The sequence below is a fragment of the Streptosporangium subroseum genome (assembly GCF_900188345.1).
In the GTDB taxonomy this organism is placed as follows: Bacteria; Actinomycetota; Actinomycetes; order Streptosporangiales; family Streptosporangiaceae; genus Streptosporangium; species Streptosporangium subroseum.
The window spans coordinates 91,687-108,633 of record NZ_FZOD01000025.1 but is presented as its reverse complement, the minus strand read 5'-3'; the positions used below and the strand labels follow the sequence as shown (position 1 = coordinate 108,633).

Genomic DNA, 16,947 nt, shown 5'->3' with positions numbered 1-16,947 from the left:
CACGGCGACTTCATGTGGCGGCAGTTCTACAACATGGTCAGAGTCGGCGCGGCCGGCATCTACATTTCCATGTTCGATGAGTTCAATGAGGGCAACCAGATCGCCAAGACCGCCGAAACCCTGGCCGGTGTCCCGGCCAATTCCGGGATGCGGGCGCTGGATGCCGACGGCACCGCGTGTTCGTCGGATTATTATCTGCGGCTGACCGGTGATGGCGGGCGGATGCTCAAGGGGCAGATCCCGCTGACGGCGACCCGCCCCACCCCACCCACTCTCGGAGGAGGAGACGGTGGCACCGGCAACCTGGCGCGGGGCAAGGCGACCTCGGCGAGCAGCCAGAACGCGAACTTCCTCCCGTCGAACGCGGTGGACGGCGACGCCAGCAGCTACTGGGAGAGTGCCGGTGGTACGTTCCCGCAGTGGGTGCAGGTGGATCTCGGTTCGGCGGCGGCGATCGGCCGGATCGTGCTGAAGTTGCCGCCGTCGTCGGCGTGGGGTGCTCGTACGCAGACGGTGTCGGTGCAGGGCAGCACCAACGGGTCGTCGTTTTCGACGATCACCGGTCCGGCCGGCTACACGTTCAACCCGGCGTCGGGTAACACGGTGACGATCACGTTCGCCCAGACCTCCGCCCGTTACGTCCGGCTGAACATCACCGGCAACACCGGCTGGCCCGCCGCCCAGCTCTCCGAGTTCGAGGTGTACGGAGTCTCCGGCAACGAGGACACGCAGGCGCCGGCCGCACCGGGCGGCCTCACCGTGACGGCGAAGACGGCCACCAGCGTGTCGCTCTCGTGGTCGGCCGCCACCGACAACACCGGAGTGAGCGGCTACCAGGTGCGCCAGGGTGGCACGGTCGTGGCCTCCACGCCGGGCACCTCCTACACGGTCACCGGACTGAGTCCCGCGATGGCGTACAGCTTCACCGTCACCGCGCAGGACGCGGCCGGCAACACCTCGCCCGCGTCGAGCGCCGTGACCGTGACCACGAACGCGGCGGCGAACACCAACCTGGCGCGGGGCAGGGCGACGTCGGAGAGCAGCCATGTGCAGAGCTACGGATCGTCGAACGTGGTGGACGGCGACGCCAACAGCTACTGGGAGAGCGCCGGTGGCGCGTTCCCGCAGTGGGTGCAGGTGGATCTCGGTTCGGCGGCGGCGATCGGCCGGATCGTGCTGAAGTTGCCGCCGTCGTCGGCGTGGGGTGCTCGTACGCAGACGGTGTCGGTGCAGGGCAGCACCAACGGGTCGTCGTTTTCGACGATCACCGGTCCGGCCGGTCAGACGTTCAATCCCGCGTCGGGCAACACGGTGACGATCACGTTCGCCCAGACCTCCGCCCGCTACGTCCGGCTCAACTTCACCGGCAACACCGGCTGGCCCGCCGGCCAGCTCTCCGAGTTCGAGGTCTACACGGCCTAGCGCCTCGATCCGGATCCGGATCTCGCCGCTCCGAAGGGCGCGTTCCTAGCGAAGGAGCTTGTCGAGGGTGATCGGCAGATCGCGTACGCGGATGCCGGTGGCGTGGCACACGGCGTTGGCGATGGCCGCGGCCGTGCCGACGATGCACACCTCTCCGGCTCCCTTGGAACCCATCGGGTTGACGTAGGGGTCTCGTTCCTCCAGGCAGTGCACCTCGATCGAGCCCACGTCGGCGTTGGCCGCGAAGTGGTACCCGCCGAGATCGTTGTTCACCACGTGCCCGTAACGGGGGTCGATCGCGGCCGCCTCGTGCAGGGCCATCGACAGACCCTGGGTCATTCCACCGAGCAACTGCGAGCGAGCCGTCTTCGGGTTGATGACCCGGCCCACGTCGAACACGCCGAGCAAGCGCGGCACCCGCACCTCGCCGGTGTCCTCGTGCACCCGGACCTCGGCGAACTGGGCGCCGAAGCTGTACATCGCGTACTGCGCTATGTACGGGTTGTCGGGGATGTCGGTGGTGACCTCAAGGCCCTCGTCGGGCACCGCGCCGCCGTTCTCGTTCAGGGCCGCGCGCAACTCGCCCGCCGCCGCGTGGATCGTCGTACCCCAGCAGTTGATGCCCGAGGAGAAGCCGGCGCTCGAAGCGAGGGGGTGGTCGGTGTCACCGATCTGCAGGGTCACGTCCTCGACGGCGACGTCCAGCGCCTCCGCGGCGATCTGGGCGAGCGTCGTCCAGGTGCCGGTACCGATGTCGGCGGCGGCGATCCGCACGGTGTGGCGCCCGTCGGCGCCGACACGGATGGTCGCGGTGTTCCCCGGCAGGCGAGGGGACGGGTAGGTCGAGGAGGCCACGCCGGTCCCGATCAGCCAGCCGTTCTCGCTCCGCGCCGGCGTGGCCGGGGCGCGGTGCTCCCAGCCGAACCTGCGGGAGCCCTCCCGCAGGCAGGTCACCAGGTGGCGGCTGGAGAACGGCAACCCGGACTCGGGATGGACCGCGGGCTCGTTGAGGACGCGGAACTCGATCGGGTCCATCCCCATCGAGACGGCGAACTCGTCCATCGCCGACTCCAGCGCGAACATGCCCGTCGCCTCACCGGGACCCCGCATGATCGTCGGCACCGGGAGATCCAGGGTGGCGATCCGGGTGGTCGTACGCCGGTGGGGCGCGGCGTACATCAACCGGCTCGCCGCCACGGTCTGCTCGGCGTACTGCTTGGCCCTGGCCGTCTCCTGGACGACATCGTGCCCGAGTGCGACGAGCCTGCCGTCGGCGTCGGCGCCGAGCCGGATCCGCTGGATGGTGGCGGGGCGGTGGCCGACCAGCGTGAACATCTGCTGGCGGGTGAGCGCGAACTTCACCGGGCGGCCGGGGACCAGCTGCGCGCCCATGAACGCCAGGGTGGCCCAGGTGACGGGGAACACCTTCGAGCCGAACGCGCCGCCGACGTGCGGGGAGATGACGCGGATCCGCGACGCGTCGATGCCGAACGCGTTCGCCAGCAGCGTCCGGTGCAGGTGGACGCCCTGCGAGGAGCAGTAGAGCGTGATCTCGTCGTCGGTCCAGACGGCGATGGCGGTGTGCGGCTCCAACGGGTGATGGTGCTGGATCGGCGTGCTGTACGTCGCGTCGAGCGTGTGGATCGCCGAGTCCATGCCGGCCTCGAAGTCCCCCACGGCCGAGTCGGCGGACGAGCCGTCCTGGAGGTCTCCCGGCTGGGAGCCGAATATGGCCGCGTGCTGGGGCTTGAGGAGATCGTCGCGGTCGGCCCGCATGTCGACGTCGACCGGCCGCTTCTCGTACTCCAACGTGACCAGGCCGGCCGCATAGCGGGCGATCTCGATGCTCTCGGCGACGACGGCGCCGACGAACTGGCCGTGGAAGGCGACCTCGCCGGATTGCAGGGCCGCCACCTCGGGGTCGTTCGGCCACGCCAGCTTGGGGGCGTTCAGGTGGGTGAGCACGCCCAGCACGCCGGGTTCGGCCGTCGCGGCGCTCGCGTCGACACCGGTGACGCGTCCGGAGGCGATCGTCGACAGCAGCGGATACAGGTAGGCGGGGTTCTCGACCGGCCACTCGTTGGCGTAGGTGGCCGCCCCCCGTACCTTCAGGTGCCCTTCCACGCGGTCCAGGGGCGCGCCCACCGCGCCGCGGCCGCTCATCGTGCCTCCTCGGTCAGGGCACGCAGCATGCCGACGACGGTGTTGCGGGCCAGCGGCACCTTGAACGCGTTGCCCGGCAGCGGCCATGCCGCGGCCAGCTCGGCCTCGGCGGCGGCACGGAAACTCTCCTCGGTCGCAGGCATGCCGAACAGTTCCCGCTCGGCCGTGGTCGCCCGCCAGGGTCTGTGCGCCACGCCACCCAGGGCGATGCGCACACCGCTCACGGCCCCGTCGCCGACCTCGATCGCGGCGGCGACCGAGACGAGCGCGAACGCGTACGACGCGCGGTCACGTACCTTGCGATAGCGCGACCTGGCGGCGATCGGCGCCGCCGGGATCTCGACGGCGGTGATCAGCTCGCCCCGATCGAGGACGGTGTCGCGCTCGGGCCCGTCGGACGGGGACCGGTACAACCTGTTCACCGGGACCGTCCGCTCGCCCGCGGGCCCGACGGTGTGGACCACCGCGTCGAGTGCGGCCATGGCCACCGCCATATCGGACGGGTGCGTGGCGACGCACAACTTCGAGGCGCCGAGGATCGCCAGGTCACGCTGCTGGCCGTCCCGGGCCGAGCAGCCCGTTCCCGGCTCCCGCTTGTTGCAGGGCATGGTGACGTCGCGGAAGTACATGCAGCGGGTGCGCTGCAGGAAGTTGCCGCCGACCGTGGCGAGATTGCGCAGCTGGTACGAGGCGCCCGCGAGGATCGCCTGGGACAGCATCGGGTAACCGCGGCGGACCCGCCGGTCGGCGGCCAGCTCGCTGTTGGACACGCCCGCGCCGATCCGCAGGCCGCCCCCGGGGAGGTCCTGGATCTGGTGGGAGACGAGATGCCTGACGTCGACCAGCAGTTCGGGAGTCAGCACCTCCATCTTCATCAGGTCCACCAGGTTCGTCCCGCCGGCGAGGAAGCTCGCCTCCGGCCGCTCGGCCACGGTGGCGACGGCGGACGACATGTCGCCGGCGCGCTGATAGGTGAAGGGCTTCATGACCGCGCCACCTCCGCGATGGCGGGCACGATGTTGGCGTAGGCCGCGCAACGGCACAGGTTGCCGCTCATCCGCTCGGCGATCTCCCCGTGGTCGAGCACGACCTCGTCGGCGTCGAGGTCCTCGCTCACCACACTCGGCCAGCCCGCCTCCGCCTCGCGCAGCATCGCCACCGCGGAGACGATCTGGCCGGGGGTGCAGTAACCGCACTGGAAGGCGTCGTGGGAGATGAACGATCGCTGCATGGGGTGCAGCTCGTCGCCGTCGGCTAGACCCGCGGCCGTGACGACCTCCGCTCCGGCGTTGGCCACCGCGAGCACGAGACAGCTGTTCGCGCGCCGGCCGTCGAGCAGGACGGTACAGGCCCCGCACTGTCCGTGATCGCATCCCTTCTTGGCGCTGGTGATGCCGAGCCGCTCACGCAGCGCGTCCAGCAGAGTCGTACGGGTGTCGACGGTGAGCGTGTGCTCCTTCCCGTCCACTCGCAGAGTGATTTCCTGATCCATGGTCTTTTTCCTTCCCTGTGCCCGCTAGACGCGAATGGTCATGCGGGACACCCGGTCTCCTCTGATACGGAAGAAGAAATGGCTCGGGCCGTTGAACCCGGTGCCGCCGACCCGGGCGGTGACGATGATCTCGCCGCTCCTCAGCTCCACGTTCCTGACGCCGATGATCGCCCGCGCGCCGATGAGCTCCGCGTCGCTCCAGGCCCGGATCCGGGCCGTACCGTGAAACTCCCTGCCCCAGTCATCCACCACGCCGTCTTCGGTGAAGCACCCGAGGAATGCGTCGACGTCGCCGTTGTTGACGCCGTCGAGCAGGGCTTGGACAGCCGGATGTGTCTGCTGTGTCATGTGGTCTTGTTTCCTGTCGTTCCCGTGGCCACCGGCCAGCGTCTCCAGATCGCCACATGGAGGATCACGCTCATGCCGAGCGCGTTCAGTACCGCGTACCCGATCCAGTCGTCCGGGTTCTCATGCGACCAGCGCGTGTGCTGGGCGACGGCCGACAGCACGCCGTACAGCACGCCCGTGAGCACCAGCGCCGTGATCAGTACGGAGAGACGGCCGGGCAGCGGGGAGAACAACCGGGTCCACGGCCACGCCTCGAACAACATCGCTACCACCAGGATCGCGGCGATGACCGAACCGCAGACCGCGAAGACCCGGTTCGGGGTCCAGTCGAGCCCGTGGCGCAGGATCAGGTAGGTCACCCATCCGCAGGCGATCACCGCGACGTTGCCGGCCAGCAGGCGAGGGGCGCGTCGGCGGATGCCGGAGAAGGGCCGGCCCCGCAGCGCGAGGAAGAACACCAGCTGCCAGGCGCCCACCGAGGTCAGCCAGGCGCCGTACGCCCCCGGCGCCACGGGCCCACTGAGCTCGTGCAGACCGCCCGGCGCCGCCGCCGGTTCGCCGTGCACGTCGAGCAGGGTGAAGTAGAGTGCCGCTCCGATCACCCAGCTGATCAGCAGTGCCACGATGCCCGAGCGGACCCGGCCGAGCCCGCGCAGCGGCCAGCCTTCCGTCACCAGGGTCAGTTGCAGGATCACCGTGAAGGCTCCGGCGGCCAGGGGCATCGTGTGCGGGAACATCGCCACGTGACCGGCGCCGAACAGCGCGGGCAGGTCGACCTCCGCCACGACGGCCTGCCCTACGACGCTGAGGACCAGCGCGGCGACCACGAGGAGGAGCGTGTCGGTCAGCCCGGCCCAGCCCGCCCGCAGCGAGCTTCCCGGCCAGTCCTCCCAGTAGAACGCGACCATCGCGATGGGGGGCAGCGCGAACGTGGTCACCGGCGCGAGTATCTGCAGGGATCTTTCCGGGCCGCCCGCTCCGAAGGCGAGCAGGACGAACAACGGCACGATGAGGATCAGGCCACTCAGGGCGAGCCGCGGCTGGTTCGGCCCCAGCCTGGCCGGCGGTTCGGCCGGCGCGTCGGGGGCGCTGATCCCTGGGCGTTCGGGCAGCGGGGGCATCGTGCGGTACCCGCGGAGCCGCTTGGACCCACCCGTGGCACCGCCGGAGGATACGGTCAGTCCGGCCTCGGTCATGGCGCTTCGATGGAAACGTCGGGACAAATATGGACAATTCGCTCATATATGGACAAAAGCACGGTATCCAAGAATGCCGGTCCTGCCCTCCGGTGACTCTCCGAGGATTGCCCCGTATTGGCCCCGGATTGCGTTACAGGAACGACAACGGTTCCGGGTCTGCCGCGCGATCCCCCTGGAACCGCCTGCGGAACTCGGTCGGTGAGGCCCCGAACCGGCGGCGGAAGGCGGCCGTGAACTGCCCCGGGCTGCGGTAACCGCACGCCGCGGAGATCTGGAGAACCGGCTGACCGGTGTCCCGGAGCAGGTCGGCGGCCCGGCGCATGCGCAGGCGAACCAGGTAGCGGTACGGGGTGAACCCCGTCGCCTTCGCGAAGGAGCGCAGGAGGTGATACTTGCTGATGTTCGTCTGGGCGGCGAGGTCGTCGAGGCTCACCTCCTCATGCAGGTGCTCATGCATGTAAGCGGTGATGCGCCGCATCGCGGTGTCGCCGAGCGCGGAGGGATGGACGTCCTCCCTCATGCTCGCCGCTGACCCGTATAGCCCGTACAGCAGATGCGTGGCGAGCAACTGCGCGATCGAGTCCGCGTACAGGGGTGGGGCGCCAAGCCGCAGCGCCCTGCAGACGGCCCGGCCCGCCGCCGTGAGGAGAGGGTCCTCCAGCAGCAGCGCGTCCGGCAGCCGGCGCGACCATGGGCCCTTCCCGCCGAGAGCCTCGCAGGACTCGTCGATGAGGTCCGCGGACAGATGGATGTGCAGAGACTCCAGTTGCTGACCGGGATCGGCGCGCCAGCGCAGCATGCTGATGTTCCCGGGTGCGGTCACGCCGATTGACCCGGGATGGTAGTTCGCCTTCTGCCAGAATCGCCCTTTGCGGCTTTCGATCGTGTACGCCCCGCTGGTGATGAGCACGACCAGCAGGTCGGGAGACTGCGCGGTGGCGAACTGCGCGGCCTCGATGGGATCGCGATAGATGCGGGCGAGGATGGTCTGCCAGCCCAGCTTGCCGCTGCACAGCTCCCGGCGTGCGGGGAGAGCACGCTCCGCCAGGAGGCTGCGCGCGAAGATCTCGGCCGGACGGCGCATCGGTGATGGCTGCCGGGTCATGGCAGATCCGTCGATATCATCGGTCTCGATGCTATGACATCACCGATAATGGCAGGTCAGCTGGGTATCACCGGCGTCACCTCACGAGAGGCCGTCCTGGAAACGCTTGTGCAGGGAGGCCAGGCCGGGCTCGAAGACGCCGCGGGTGAGGATCTTGTTGAGCTTCGCCTCGTCGTCGGCCTCGAAGGTGGCCTGCCACTCGATGAACGCCTGGCCGCTGTCGGTGACGGGGGCGACCCGATAGGTGGCCCGGTAGTTCGTGACCGCCAGCGGGGACTCCAGGATCTCGTAGGTCGCGGAGCGGGCGTCGTCGTCGAGGACGAGCAGCCGCTCCCTGAAGCTCCCGCCCGGTCCCTCCATCCTGCGCACCGCTCCCGGTTGCGTGGCCACGCCCTCCTCGACCTCGCAGGAGGTCATCCCGGGCAGCCACTCGGCCAGGTTGCCGAAGTCCCTCAGGTAGCTCCACACCTCGTCGGCGGGGGTGTTGACCACGGTGCTGGCGTAGACGGACATCGACCACTCCCTTGTGCTCGCTCAGATCTGCTCAATGGTCTTTCCCCGCGGCGCGCGTGGCAACCGGCTCAGAAACTTCTGGGCAGTCCGAGCACCTGGGTGGCGAGATGGTTCAGCAGGAGTTCCTCGGTGACGGGGGCGACCCTGCCGATGCGGGCGTCGGCCAGCAGGCGGGCGACCGGATACTCCAGGGAGTAGGCCATGCCGCCGTAGGTCTGGAACGCGTGGTCGGCCGCCTCCCAGGCGGCCTGGGAGGCGGTCAGCTTGGCGATGTTGGCCTCGGTGCCGCACGGCCGCTGCCGGTCGAACAGCCACGCGGCCTTGTAGAGCATCAGCCTGGCCAGCTCGATCTTGGCCTTGACCTGGGCGAGCGGGAAGGCGATGGCCTGGTTGGCGCCGATCGGGCGGCCGAAGACCTCGCGCTCCTTGGCGTACTGCACGGCCACTCTCAAGGCGACCTCGGCGCCGCCCAGCGCGGAGGCGGCCAGCAGGATCCGTTCGGGATTGAGGATGTCCCACAGCACCCGCGCGCCCTGGTCGACCTCGCCCACCACGTTCGCCGCGGGCACCCGCAGTTCGTCGATGAAGACCGTGTTGGACGGGGTGGTGTTGGCGCCCATCTTCGGGATCGGCTGGAAGGTGAGCCGCCCGGCGGCGACCGCCTCGGGGACGTTCACCAGCAGGACCGTCAGGCCGTTGCTGCGGGGTTTGGCCTCGGCGGCCGGGATGGTCCGGGTGACCAGGAGCATCCAGGTGGCGCGCTGCACGCCGGTGATCCAGACCTTCTGACCCTTGACCACGAACTCCTCACCGTCGCGGCGGGCGAAGGTGGAGATGCCCAGGGCGTTGGATCCGGCGTCCGGCTCGGTCAGGGCGAAGCAGGTCTCCAGCTCGCCGGTGGCGAGCTTGGGCAGCAGCTCGCCGCGCTGCCGAGGGCTGCCGTGCCTGGCCAGGGTCAGGGCGCCGAAACCGGGGGTGAGCACGTAGGTGAACGCCGAACCGCCGGCCGAGCCGGACGCGGACAGGGTCTCGGTGGCCACGGCCAGCTCCAGGAGACCCTGCCCGCCCCCGCCGTACTCCTCGGGCACGGCCAAGCCGAGCCAGCCCCCCTTGGCCAGCTCCGCCCAGACCTCCTCCGGCCAGCGTTTCTCGGTCTCGCACCGCTGCCAGTAGTCCAGGTCGTAGCGCGCGCAGATGTCGGCGATGCCGCGCTGGACGGCGAGCGCGCTCTCGGGAAGGGTGAAATCCACCGTGATCAACTCCATTCTGATTGCGGGCGCAATCGTAGAACGAAGTTCGATCAAGCTCTACCGTCTCGCGGGGCCGATCAGGCCGGGGCGCCCGCGTGCCCGTGAGGCCTGCGCGCGTGATAGACGAAGGCCGGCGGCACGTTGCCCCACACGGTCCGGCCCAGGACGACCTCCTCGAAGGTGTCGGTCAGGCGCTTCTTGAAGCGCCGCGCGGGCGGCAGGCGCTTGGCGAAGCTGTAGGCGAAAGTGGTGAAGGCCGTCTGGGGACCCATGATCGCGATGACGGCGTTCAGCAGGTTGGTCTGCGTCTCGGAGGAGAACGCCGCCCAGGGGAGCCCGCTGACGATCACGTCGGCCTTGCCGAGACCGCGCTCCTGGAGCAGCTGCGGCAGCCGCACCGCGTCGTCGACCACGACGTCCACCTTCGGGTTCCGGGCGGAGAGGAACTCGGCCAGCTTCGGGTTGATCTCGACGGCCAGGTGGTGCCCCCGGCCGTCCAGCCGGCGCTGGATCTCAGCCGTGAACGCGCCCGTGCCGGGGCCGAGCTCGACGATCACAGGATCGCCCCGGTGCGGGACCGGTGCCGTCACCGCCTCCGCCAGCCGTCGCGAACTCGGCGCCACCGCTCCGACGGTCCCCGGGGAGCGCAGCCACTGGCCCAGGAAGAGCGTGGTGTCATTGGTCATGATGTGAAGGGTAGAGGGTGCGCGGGGCGGGACGGCACGGCCGCCCGCCCCACGCCTCGTCAGGCGTCCTCAGAGGCTCTCGACGGGCAGATAGACCCGGCCGCCCTCACGGGAGAACTCCTCGGACTTCTCTCTCATCCCGGCCTCCAGGGCCTCGGCATCGGTCAGGCCGCGTTCCTCGGCGAACCTGCGCACGTCATGGCTGATCTTCATGGAGCAGAATTTCGGGCCGCACATCGAGCAGAAGTGCGCGGTCTTGGCGGGGGCGGCGGGCAGCGTCTCGTCGTGGAAGGACCGGGCGGTCCCGGGATCCAGGGAGAGGTCGAACTGGTCCTCCCAGCGAAACTCGAACCGGGCGTCGGACAGGGCGTCGTCCCAGGCCTGCGCTCCCGGATGGCCCTTGGCGAGGTCGGCCGCGTGCACGCAGGCGCGGCAGGCCGCGGGTGATGTCGGTGGTGTGGGAGGGGTCGGTGTAGGGGCCCGAGGTGTCGTACAGCGTGACCGTCTCCCCGTTGGTCAGGCGCACCTCGCGCATGGGGACGCGCAGGTCGCCCTGATAGATCTTGAAGCTGGAAATACGCGCGGAAGTCATCGCGCAAACTCCCTTCGCCGGCATTACCCGGAGCAGGTTCTGGCGGTCGGCGGCCGCAGTAGCCGTCCTCTCAGCCCGGTCATCCGGGCTCCCGCGTTGGTTGATCAAAACCATAGACGCTCACCTGTGCGCCCGCCATCCCCCCGGTCGCAGCCGACGCAGTAGTCTCACCATCAGGTACGGGGAGGGAGACATATCGGTGAATCCGGAAGCATCGGGAGCCGAAGATCGAATTTGGACGGTTCCCAACGCGTTGAGCTTGGCGAGGCTTCTCGGCGTACCGGTCTTCCTCTGGCTGGTACTGGGCCCGAAGGCCGATGGCTGGGCCGTCGCGTTGCTGATGCTGGCGGGGTTCTCCGACTGGCTCGACGGCAAGATCGCACGGGCCTGGAACCAGACCAGCAGGCTCGGCCGCCTGCTCGATCCGCTGGCCGACCGGCTCTACATCCTGGCCACGCTGTTCGGCCTGGCCATGCGCGGGATCATCCCCTGGTGGCTCGCGCTGGCGATCCCGCTGCGGGACGTCATGCTTCTGGGCATCCCCCTCATCCTGCGCCGCCTCGGGTACGGCCCGGCACTGCCGGTGCACTTCCTCGGCAAGGCGGCCACCGCCAATCTGCTCTACGCCTTCCCACTGCTCTTCCTCGCCCACTACGACGCCTGGTACGCAGATCCGGCCCAATTCGTCGGCTGGTCGCTCGCGATCTGGGGAACAGGTCTGTACTGGTGGTCGGGGGTGCTGTATTGGGTACAGGTGCGTCAGCTCATGAGCGAGGCCAAACGCCTTAAGAGGTGATCTGTGAAGGCCGTTGTGATGGCGGGCGGGGAGGGAACTCGGCTCCGGCCGATGACCGCGAACCAGCCCAAACCTCTATTACCTGTGATCAACCGGCCGATCATGGAGCATGTGCTGCGGCTGCTGAAACGGCACGGGTTCACCGAGACCGTGGTGACCGTGCAGTTTCTGGCCGCCCTGGTCCGAAACTACTTCGGCGACGGCGACGAGCTCGGCATGAGCCTGTACTACGCCACCGAGGACACGCCGCTCGGCACCGCCGGCAGCGTCAAGAACGCCGCGGACAAGCTCCGTGACGAGCGCTTCCTGGTCATCTCCGGCGACGCGCTGACCGACATCGACCTGACCGACATGGTCAGGTTCCACCGTGAGAACGGCGCGATGGTCACCATCGGGCTCAAGCGCGTCCCCAACCCGCTGGAGTTCGGCATCGTCATCGTGGACGACCAGGGCCGGGTGGAGCGCTTCCTGGAGAAGCCCACCTGGGGCCAGGTCTTCTCCGACACCGTCAACACCGGCATCTACGTGATGGAGCCGGAGGTCCTCGACGAGATCGCCGCCGGCGAGTCCGTCGACTGGTCGGGCGACGTGTTCCCGAAGCTGCTGGAGCGCGGCGCCCCCCTGTACGGTTACGTCGCCGACGGCTACTGGGAGGACGTCGGCACCCACGAGAGCTACCTCAAGGCCCAGGCCGACGTGCTCTCGGGCCGCGTCAAGGTGGACATCGACGCCTTCGAGGTCTCCCCGGGCATCTGGGTGGCCGAGGGCGCTTCGGTGGACGCCGACGCCATCCTCAAGGGTCCCCTCTACATCGGCGACTACGCCAAGGTCGAGGCCGGGGCCGAGCTGCGCGAATACTCCGTGCTGGGCAGCAACGCCGTGGTCCGCGAGGGCGCCTTCCTGCATCGCGCGGCCGTTCACGACAACGTCTACGTGGGGCCGAGCGCCCACCTGCGCGGCTGCGTCATCGGCAAGAACACCGACCTGATGACCGGCGCCCGGGTCGAGGAGGGCGCCGTCGTCGGCGACGAGTGCATCATCGAGGCCGAGGCGTACATCTCCTCCGGCGTCAAAATCTACCCGTTCAAGACCATCGAGGCCGGGGCGGTGATCAACAACAGCGTCATCTGGGAGCCGAGGGGCCAGCGCAACCTGTTCGGCCCGCGAGGGGTGTCCGGGCTGGTCAACGTGGAGATCACCCCCGAGCTGTGCGTCCGGCTGGCCAGCGCCTACGCCACCACCCTGAAGAAGGGCGCCTCGGTCATCACCTCCCGTGACTCCTCCCGCGCCGCGCGGGCGTTCAAGCGGGCCGCGATCAGCGCCCTGAACGCCAGCGCGATCAACGTGCTCGACCTGGAGGCCGCCGCGCTTCCCGTCGCCCGCTTCCACACCGCCAGGGAGAAGGCCGTCGGTGGCATCGCGCTGCGCACCACCCCCGGCGACCCCCAGAGCGTGGACATCGTCTTCATGGACGAGCACGGCGCCGACCTGTCCCCGGCGGCCCAGCGCAAGCTGGACCGGGTCTTCGCCCGGCAGGAGTTCCGCAGGGCCTTCCCCGGCGAGATCGCCGAGCTCAGCTTCCCCGCGAGGGCCGTGGAGGACTACACCCACGAGCTGTTGCGCTGCGTGGACATCACCGGCGTCCGCGACGCCGACATGAAGGTCGTGGTCGACTGCGCGGGCGGCACCTCCTCGCTGGTGTTGCCCAGCCTCCTCGGCAGGGTCGGGGTGGACGTGCTCACCGTCAACAACCGGCTGGACGACGCCTCGCCCACCGAGACCTTCGCCGAGCGCCGCCGCGACCTCCAGCGCCTCGCGGAGCTCGTCAGCTCCTCCAGGGCGGCCTTCGGGGTGCGGTTCGACCCGGTGGGGGAGCGGGTCGCGCTCGTGGACGAGATGGGCCAGCTGATCAGCGAGGAGCGGGCCCTGCTGGTGGTGCTGGACCTGGTCGCGGCCGAGCGGCGCGGCGGCCGGGTGGCGCTGCCGGTCACCACCACCCGGGTGGCCGAGCAGGTCTGCCGGTTCCACGGGGTGCAGGCGGAGTGGACCTCCACCGCGATCGACGCGCTCACCGCGGCCGCCAGAAGGCCGGAGATGGTCTTCGCGGCCGACGGGCGGGGCGGCTTCATCGTGCCCGAGTTCGGGCCCACGGTGGACGGCCTGGCGGTGTTCCTGCGCCTGCTCGGCCTGGTGGCCAGGACCCGGCTGTCGCTCAGCCAGATCGACGCCAGGATCCCCGAGGCCAAGCTGCTGCGCCGGACGGTGCCGACCCCGTGGGCGGCCAAGGGCGCGGTGATGCGCTCGGTCATCGAGGCCGCCGAGCACTACCGCATCGACACCACCGACGGGGTGCGGGTCGTCGCCGAGGACGGGAGCTGGGCCCTGGTGCTGCCCGACCCGGCCGAGGCCGTCACCCACCTGTGGGCCGAGGGGTTCGACGTCGACTCCGCGCAGGTCATGATCGAGCACTGGGCGCGGGTGGTGGAGGAGGCCGCCGGCGGCTGAGGGGCACTCGTCCGATCCCGGTGAACACGGTGAACACGGTGAACACGGAGCGCACGGCATGCACACAGTAAACGGCGTGTACGGCACGCACGGTAAACACAGTGGAACCACACGGATGCGGCAGCACACATCAACACGCGGAAGACACGGTAAACACAGCGAATCCAGCGCGGCGGCATGGACCGGAGGCAGTACCGGCTGTAACTTTGTCACCGACCGAACCCGCGGTCCAGCGTCAGCCTTGACCTTCGACTCTCATCACTGTAGGTTGCGACATTCGCAGTCTGAACAAATACTTGAGAAGCGAAGAAGCGAGGCGCGCATCCTGAGCACCGTTGCCGCGTCTTCGCGGTAGGAGGCCGAGCCGATCGATGCCGAGCGTCTACTGCACGCAGTGCGGTCATGCCAACCCTGAGGATGCCCGTTTCTGTTCACACTGCGGGTCGCCGCTGAGTAGGGTCGAAGCACCCGAAGTCAGCACGTCGACCATTTCCCTCTCCAGGATCGAGACCTACGAGCCGGAGATCGGAGAGGCGCCTCTCGCCGACCGACAGGACGTGGATCGGCTGCCTCCGGGCACCGCCCTGCTGGTCGCCAGGCACGGTCCCAACGCGGGCAGCCGCTTCCTGCTGGACAGCGACCTCACCACCGTGGGCCGCCATCCCGCGAGCGACATCTTCCTCGACGACGTCACCGTCTCGCGCCGTCACGTGGAGTTCCGCCGGCACGGTGGCGGGGTGTTCACCGTCTGCGACGTCGGCAGCCTGAACGGCACCTATGTCAACCGTGAGCGGATCGAGGAGGTCCCCCTGTACGGCGGGGACGAAGTGCAGATCGGCAAGTTCCGCCTGGTCTTCCTCACCCGTGGCGCCGCTGGAGGATGATGAGCTCGCAGGCCGCTCGTGCGCACATGAGCATCGGGGAGGTGCTCGCTCTCCTGCAGAGCGAGTTCCCCGACGTCAGCATCTCCAAGATTCGTTTCCTGGAGGGCGAGGGGCTGATCGAGCCGGAGCGCAGTCCTTCCGGCTACCGCAAGTTCACCTACGCCGACGTCGAGCGTCTGCGCTACATCCTCAGTGAGCAGCGTGACCGCTACCTGCCACTGCGTGTGATCAAGGATCACCTCGAGGCGGCCGACCGCGATGATCGGCCGGCCTCGAAACCGCGGGCCGTCCCCGACGACGCGCCCTCCGAGGTCCGTCTCAGCCGCGAGGAGCTGCTCGCCGCCGCCGAGCTCGACGAGGAGACCCTCACCGAGCTGGAGGACTATGGCCTGCTGGCCGCGGTGGCCCGCTACTACAGCGCCGAGGCACTGGCCGTGGCCCGCAGCGTCGGCGCCCTCGCGGCCTTCGGCCTGCACGCACGTCACCTACGGGCCGTCAAGGCCGCCGCCGAGCGCGAGGCCGGGCTCGTGGAGCAGGCCGTCGCCCCGCTGCTGCACCGCCGCGGGCCGGGCGCGATCGACCAGGCCGACGAGACGGCCAGGGAGATAACGGGCCTGCTGCTGGAATTGCACGCCTCACTTCTGCGTTCGGGCGTTCGTGGGGTCCTGGGCCGGTGAGAACCTGACCAGGCACTCGTACCCCCACGAGTGTTACGTTGAACAAACCGGTCGGAATCCAGCGAAGACGGAGCAGCCCGTGTTGCAGATGGACGTCGTGGGCGTTCGGGTTGAGATGCCCTCCAACCAGCCGATCGTCCTGCTCAAGGAGGCGCAAGGGGAGCGCTATCTACCGATCTGGATTGGTATGACGGAGGCCACGGCGATCGCCATGGCCCAGGCTGAGGAGCCGCCACCCAGGCCGCTCACCCATGACCTTTTCCGTGACGTGCTCGACGGACTCGGGATCCGGTTGAGCACGGTCAACATCGTCGCGCTGCGTGACGGGATCTTCTTTGCCGATCTCGTGTTCTCGAACGGGGTCGAGGTGAGCGCCCGTCCTTCGGACTCGATCGCCTTGGCACTGCGCACCGGCGCACGCATCTTCGCGAGTGAGGAGGTGGTCCGGGAAGCCGGGGTGATCATCCCCGACGACCAGGAGGACGAAGTGGAGAAGTTCAGGGAATTCCTTGACACGATCACACCCGAGGACTTTGGTCGCGCGGGGTAGGTATTTCGGTGCATTTACGCTTCACGACGCGCCGGGTGGGGTCGTTGACTGAGCTTGGCCCCAGTCTTACGGTGCAAGTGAAACCTGCGGCCGTGCGCAAACCCCCAGATCAGGCCGTGGGATGAGAGAAAGCCGGAGGTCCGCGTGGCGGTCAGCAGCGGCGAGGATAGAAACGCCGATCAGGATGACCCGGAACGGCGCCAATCGGCACGTCAGCGCGCGGGTGAAGAAGGTCTGCTGTTCGACGGGCAACCGGTGAAAGTGCCCGCCGACCTCGGATACAAGGGTGCGACGGCCTGTGCCGCGGTCGGCATCACCTACCGGCAACTGGATTACTGGGCACGCACCGGACTGGTCGAGCCCACCGTCCGAGCCGCTCACGGCTCGGGTTCCCAACGGCTGTACGGCTTCCGCGACATCCTGGTGCTCAAGGTCGTCAAACGGTTGCTCGACACCGGCGTCTCCCTCCAGCAGATCCGCATCGCGGTGCAGCACCTGCGCGACCGCGGCGTCAACCACCTCGCCCAGATCACGTTGATGAGCGACGGGGTGAGCGTCTACGAGTGCACCTCGCCCGACGAGGTCATCGACCTGCTCCAGGGAGGTCAGGGCGTCTTCGGCATCGCGCTCGGCCGGGTGTGGCAGGAGGTGGAGGGCTCCCTCGCAGATCTTCCCGGCGAACCCGCGGAGTCGAGCGAGAGCCCTTTAGAAGATCATCACGCCGATGAGCTAGCCCGTCGTCGCAGAGCTCGCAGAACGGGGTAA

16 protein-coding genes, 2 pseudogenes and 1 riboswitch are annotated in these 16,947 nt (G+C 68.9%); of the genes and pseudogenes, 7 read left to right on the top strand and 11 right to left on the bottom strand.

What is annotated here, in order from left to right; translation table 11 throughout:
• A partial coding sequence (locus CHC08_RS24360) for a galactose-binding domain-containing protein (RefSeq protein ID WP_179282190.1) occupies positions 1–1,422 on the top strand: 1,422 nt, incomplete at its 5' end.
• A gap of 45 nt (positions 1,423–1,467) precedes the next feature.
• Here CHC08_RS24360 and CHC08_RS24355 read toward each other — a convergent pair.
• The 11 genes and pseudogenes from CHC08_RS24355 to CHC08_RS52965 form a co-directional block, all read right to left on the bottom strand.
• On the bottom strand, positions 1,468–3,585 hold the full coding sequence (locus CHC08_RS24355) for a xanthine dehydrogenase family protein molybdopterin-binding subunit (RefSeq protein WP_089209680.1): 2,118 nt from the start codon (positions 3,583–3,585) through the stop codon (positions 1,468–1,470).
• Positions 3,582–4,571: an FAD binding domain-containing protein gene (locus tag CHC08_RS24350; RefSeq protein ID WP_089209679.1), complete on the bottom strand. Its 990-nt coding sequence runs from the start codon at positions 4,569–4,571 to the stop codon at positions 3,582–3,584. Before CHC08_RS24350 ends, CHC08_RS24355 begins: the two co-directional genes overlap by 4 nt.
• Entirely contained in the window at positions 4,568–5,077 is a 510-nt protein-coding gene (locus CHC08_RS24345; RefSeq protein ID WP_089209678.1) for a 2Fe-2S iron-sulfur cluster-binding protein, read from the bottom strand. Before CHC08_RS24345 ends, CHC08_RS24350 begins: the two co-directional genes overlap by 4 nt.
• A gap of 24 nt (positions 5,078–5,101) precedes the next feature.
• Positions 5,102–5,425, bottom strand: a complete 324-nt coding sequence (locus CHC08_RS24340) for a nuclear transport factor 2 family protein (protein WP_089209677.1) — start codon at positions 5,423–5,425, stop codon at positions 5,102–5,104.
• A complete protein-coding gene (locus CHC08_RS24335) occupies positions 5,422–6,621 on the bottom strand; it encodes a hypothetical protein (RefSeq protein ID WP_143653333.1) in 1,200 nt (399 codons plus the stop codon). Before CHC08_RS24335 ends, CHC08_RS24340 begins: the two co-directional genes overlap by 4 nt.
• A 133-nt stretch (positions 6,622–6,754) precedes the next feature.
• Positions 6,755–7,729, bottom strand: a complete 975-nt coding sequence (locus tag CHC08_RS24330) for a helix-turn-helix domain-containing protein (protein ID WP_089209676.1) — start codon at positions 7,727–7,729, stop codon at positions 6,755–6,757.
• Positions 7,730–7,810: 81 nt separating this feature from the next.
• A complete protein-coding gene (locus CHC08_RS24325; RefSeq protein ID WP_089209675.1) occupies positions 7,811–8,242 on the bottom strand; it encodes an SRPBCC family protein in 432 nt (143 codons plus the stop codon).
• Positions 8,243–8,310: 68 nt separating this feature from the next.
• Positions 8,311–9,492: an acyl-CoA dehydrogenase family protein gene (locus CHC08_RS24320; RefSeq protein ID WP_089209687.1), complete on the bottom strand. Its 1,182-nt coding sequence runs from the start codon at positions 9,490–9,492 to the stop codon at positions 8,311–8,313.
• A 77-nt stretch (positions 9,493–9,569) separates the two neighbouring features.
• On the bottom strand, positions 9,570–10,178 hold the full coding sequence (locus CHC08_RS24315; protein WP_089209674.1) for a class I SAM-dependent methyltransferase: 609 nt from the start codon (positions 10,176–10,178) through the stop codon (positions 9,570–9,572).
• Between the two features lie 69 nt (positions 10,179–10,247).
• Positions 10,248–10,610, bottom strand: a pseudogene (locus tag CHC08_RS24310) (phosphomethylpyrimidine synthase ThiC); the annotation flags it as partial.
• 46 nt (positions 10,611–10,656) lie between these two features.
• A pseudogene (locus CHC08_RS52965) lies at positions 10,657–10,713 on the bottom strand (hypothetical protein); the annotation flags it as partial.
• Positions 10,714–10,762: 49 nt separating this feature from the next.
• Positions 10,763–10,875, bottom strand: a riboswitch (TPP riboswitch).
• Between the two features lie 154 nt (positions 10,876–11,029).
• On the opposite strand from CHC08_RS52965, the gene clsA reads away from it, so the two are divergent.
• The 6 genes from clsA to CHC08_RS24275 all read left to right on the top strand — a co-directional run bounded on the left by clsA (position 11,030) and on the right by CHC08_RS24275 (position 16,947).
• On the top strand, positions 11,030–11,566 hold the full coding sequence (clsA, locus tag CHC08_RS24300) for a cardiolipin synthase ClsA (protein WP_420823585.1): 537 nt from the start codon (positions 11,030–11,032) through the stop codon (positions 11,564–11,566).
• A 3-nt stretch (positions 11,567–11,569) separates the two neighbouring features.
• Positions 11,570–14,071 (top strand): mannose-1-phosphate guanyltransferase, encoded by a 2,502-nt coding sequence (locus CHC08_RS24295; RefSeq protein WP_089209672.1) that lies wholly within the window; start codon positions 11,570–11,572, stop codon positions 14,069–14,071.
• A 371-nt stretch (positions 14,072–14,442) separates the two neighbouring features.
• Positions 14,443–14,955, top strand: coding sequence for an FHA domain-containing protein (locus tag CHC08_RS24290; RefSeq protein ID WP_089209671.1), 513 nt, complete (start codon positions 14,443–14,445; stop codon positions 14,953–14,955).
• A gap of 26 nt (positions 14,956–14,981) precedes the next feature.
• A complete protein-coding gene (gene ftsR / locus CHC08_RS24285) occupies positions 14,982–15,632 on the top strand; it encodes a transcriptional regulator FtsR (protein WP_245878525.1) in 651 nt (216 codons plus the stop codon).
• Positions 15,633–15,711: 79 nt separating this feature from the next.
• On the top strand, positions 15,712–16,182 hold the full coding sequence (locus tag CHC08_RS24280; RefSeq protein ID WP_089209686.1) for a bifunctional nuclease family protein: 471 nt from the start codon (positions 15,712–15,714) through the stop codon (positions 16,180–16,182).
• Between the two features lie 144 nt (positions 16,183–16,326).
• Positions 16,327–16,947, top strand: coding sequence for a MerR family transcriptional regulator (locus CHC08_RS24275; protein WP_089209669.1), 621 nt, complete (start codon positions 16,327–16,329; stop codon positions 16,945–16,947).

Coding starts and splice junctions, on each gene's coding strand:
- CHC08_RS24355 (WP_089209680.1), bottom strand. CDS start 3,585: ATGAGCGGCCGCGGCGCGGTGGGCGCGCCCCTGGACCGCGTGGAAGGG.
- CHC08_RS24330 (WP_089209676.1), bottom strand. CDS start 7,729: ATGACCCGGCAGCCATCACCGATGCGCCGTCCGGCCGAGATCTTCGCG.
- CHC08_RS24335 (WP_143653333.1), bottom strand. CDS start 6,621: ATGACCGAGGCCGGACTGACCGTATCCTCCGGCGGTGCCACGGGTGGG.
- CHC08_RS24325 (WP_089209675.1), bottom strand. CDS start 8,242: ATGTCCGTCTACGCCAGCACCGTGGTCAACACCCCCGCCGACGAGGTG.
- CHC08_RS24315 (WP_089209674.1), bottom strand. CDS start 10,178: ATGACCAATGACACCACGCTCTTCCTGGGCCAGTGGCTGCGCTCCCCG.
- CHC08_RS24340 (WP_089209677.1), bottom strand. CDS start 5,425: ATGACACAGCAGACACATCCGGCTGTCCAAGCCCTGCTCGACGGCGTC.
- CHC08_RS24350 (WP_089209679.1), bottom strand. CDS start 4,571: ATGAAGCCCTTCACCTATCAGCGCGCCGGCGACATGTCGTCCGCCGTC.
- CHC08_RS24345 (WP_089209678.1), bottom strand. CDS start 5,077: ATGGATCAGGAAATCACTCTGCGAGTGGACGGGAAGGAGCACACGCTC.
- ftsR (WP_245878525.1), top strand. CDS start 14,982: ATGAGCATCGGGGAGGTGCTCGCTCTCCTGCAGAGCGAGTTCCCCGAC.
- CHC08_RS24290 (WP_089209671.1), top strand. CDS start 14,443: ATGCCGAGCGTCTACTGCACGCAGTGCGGTCATGCCAACCCTGAGGAT.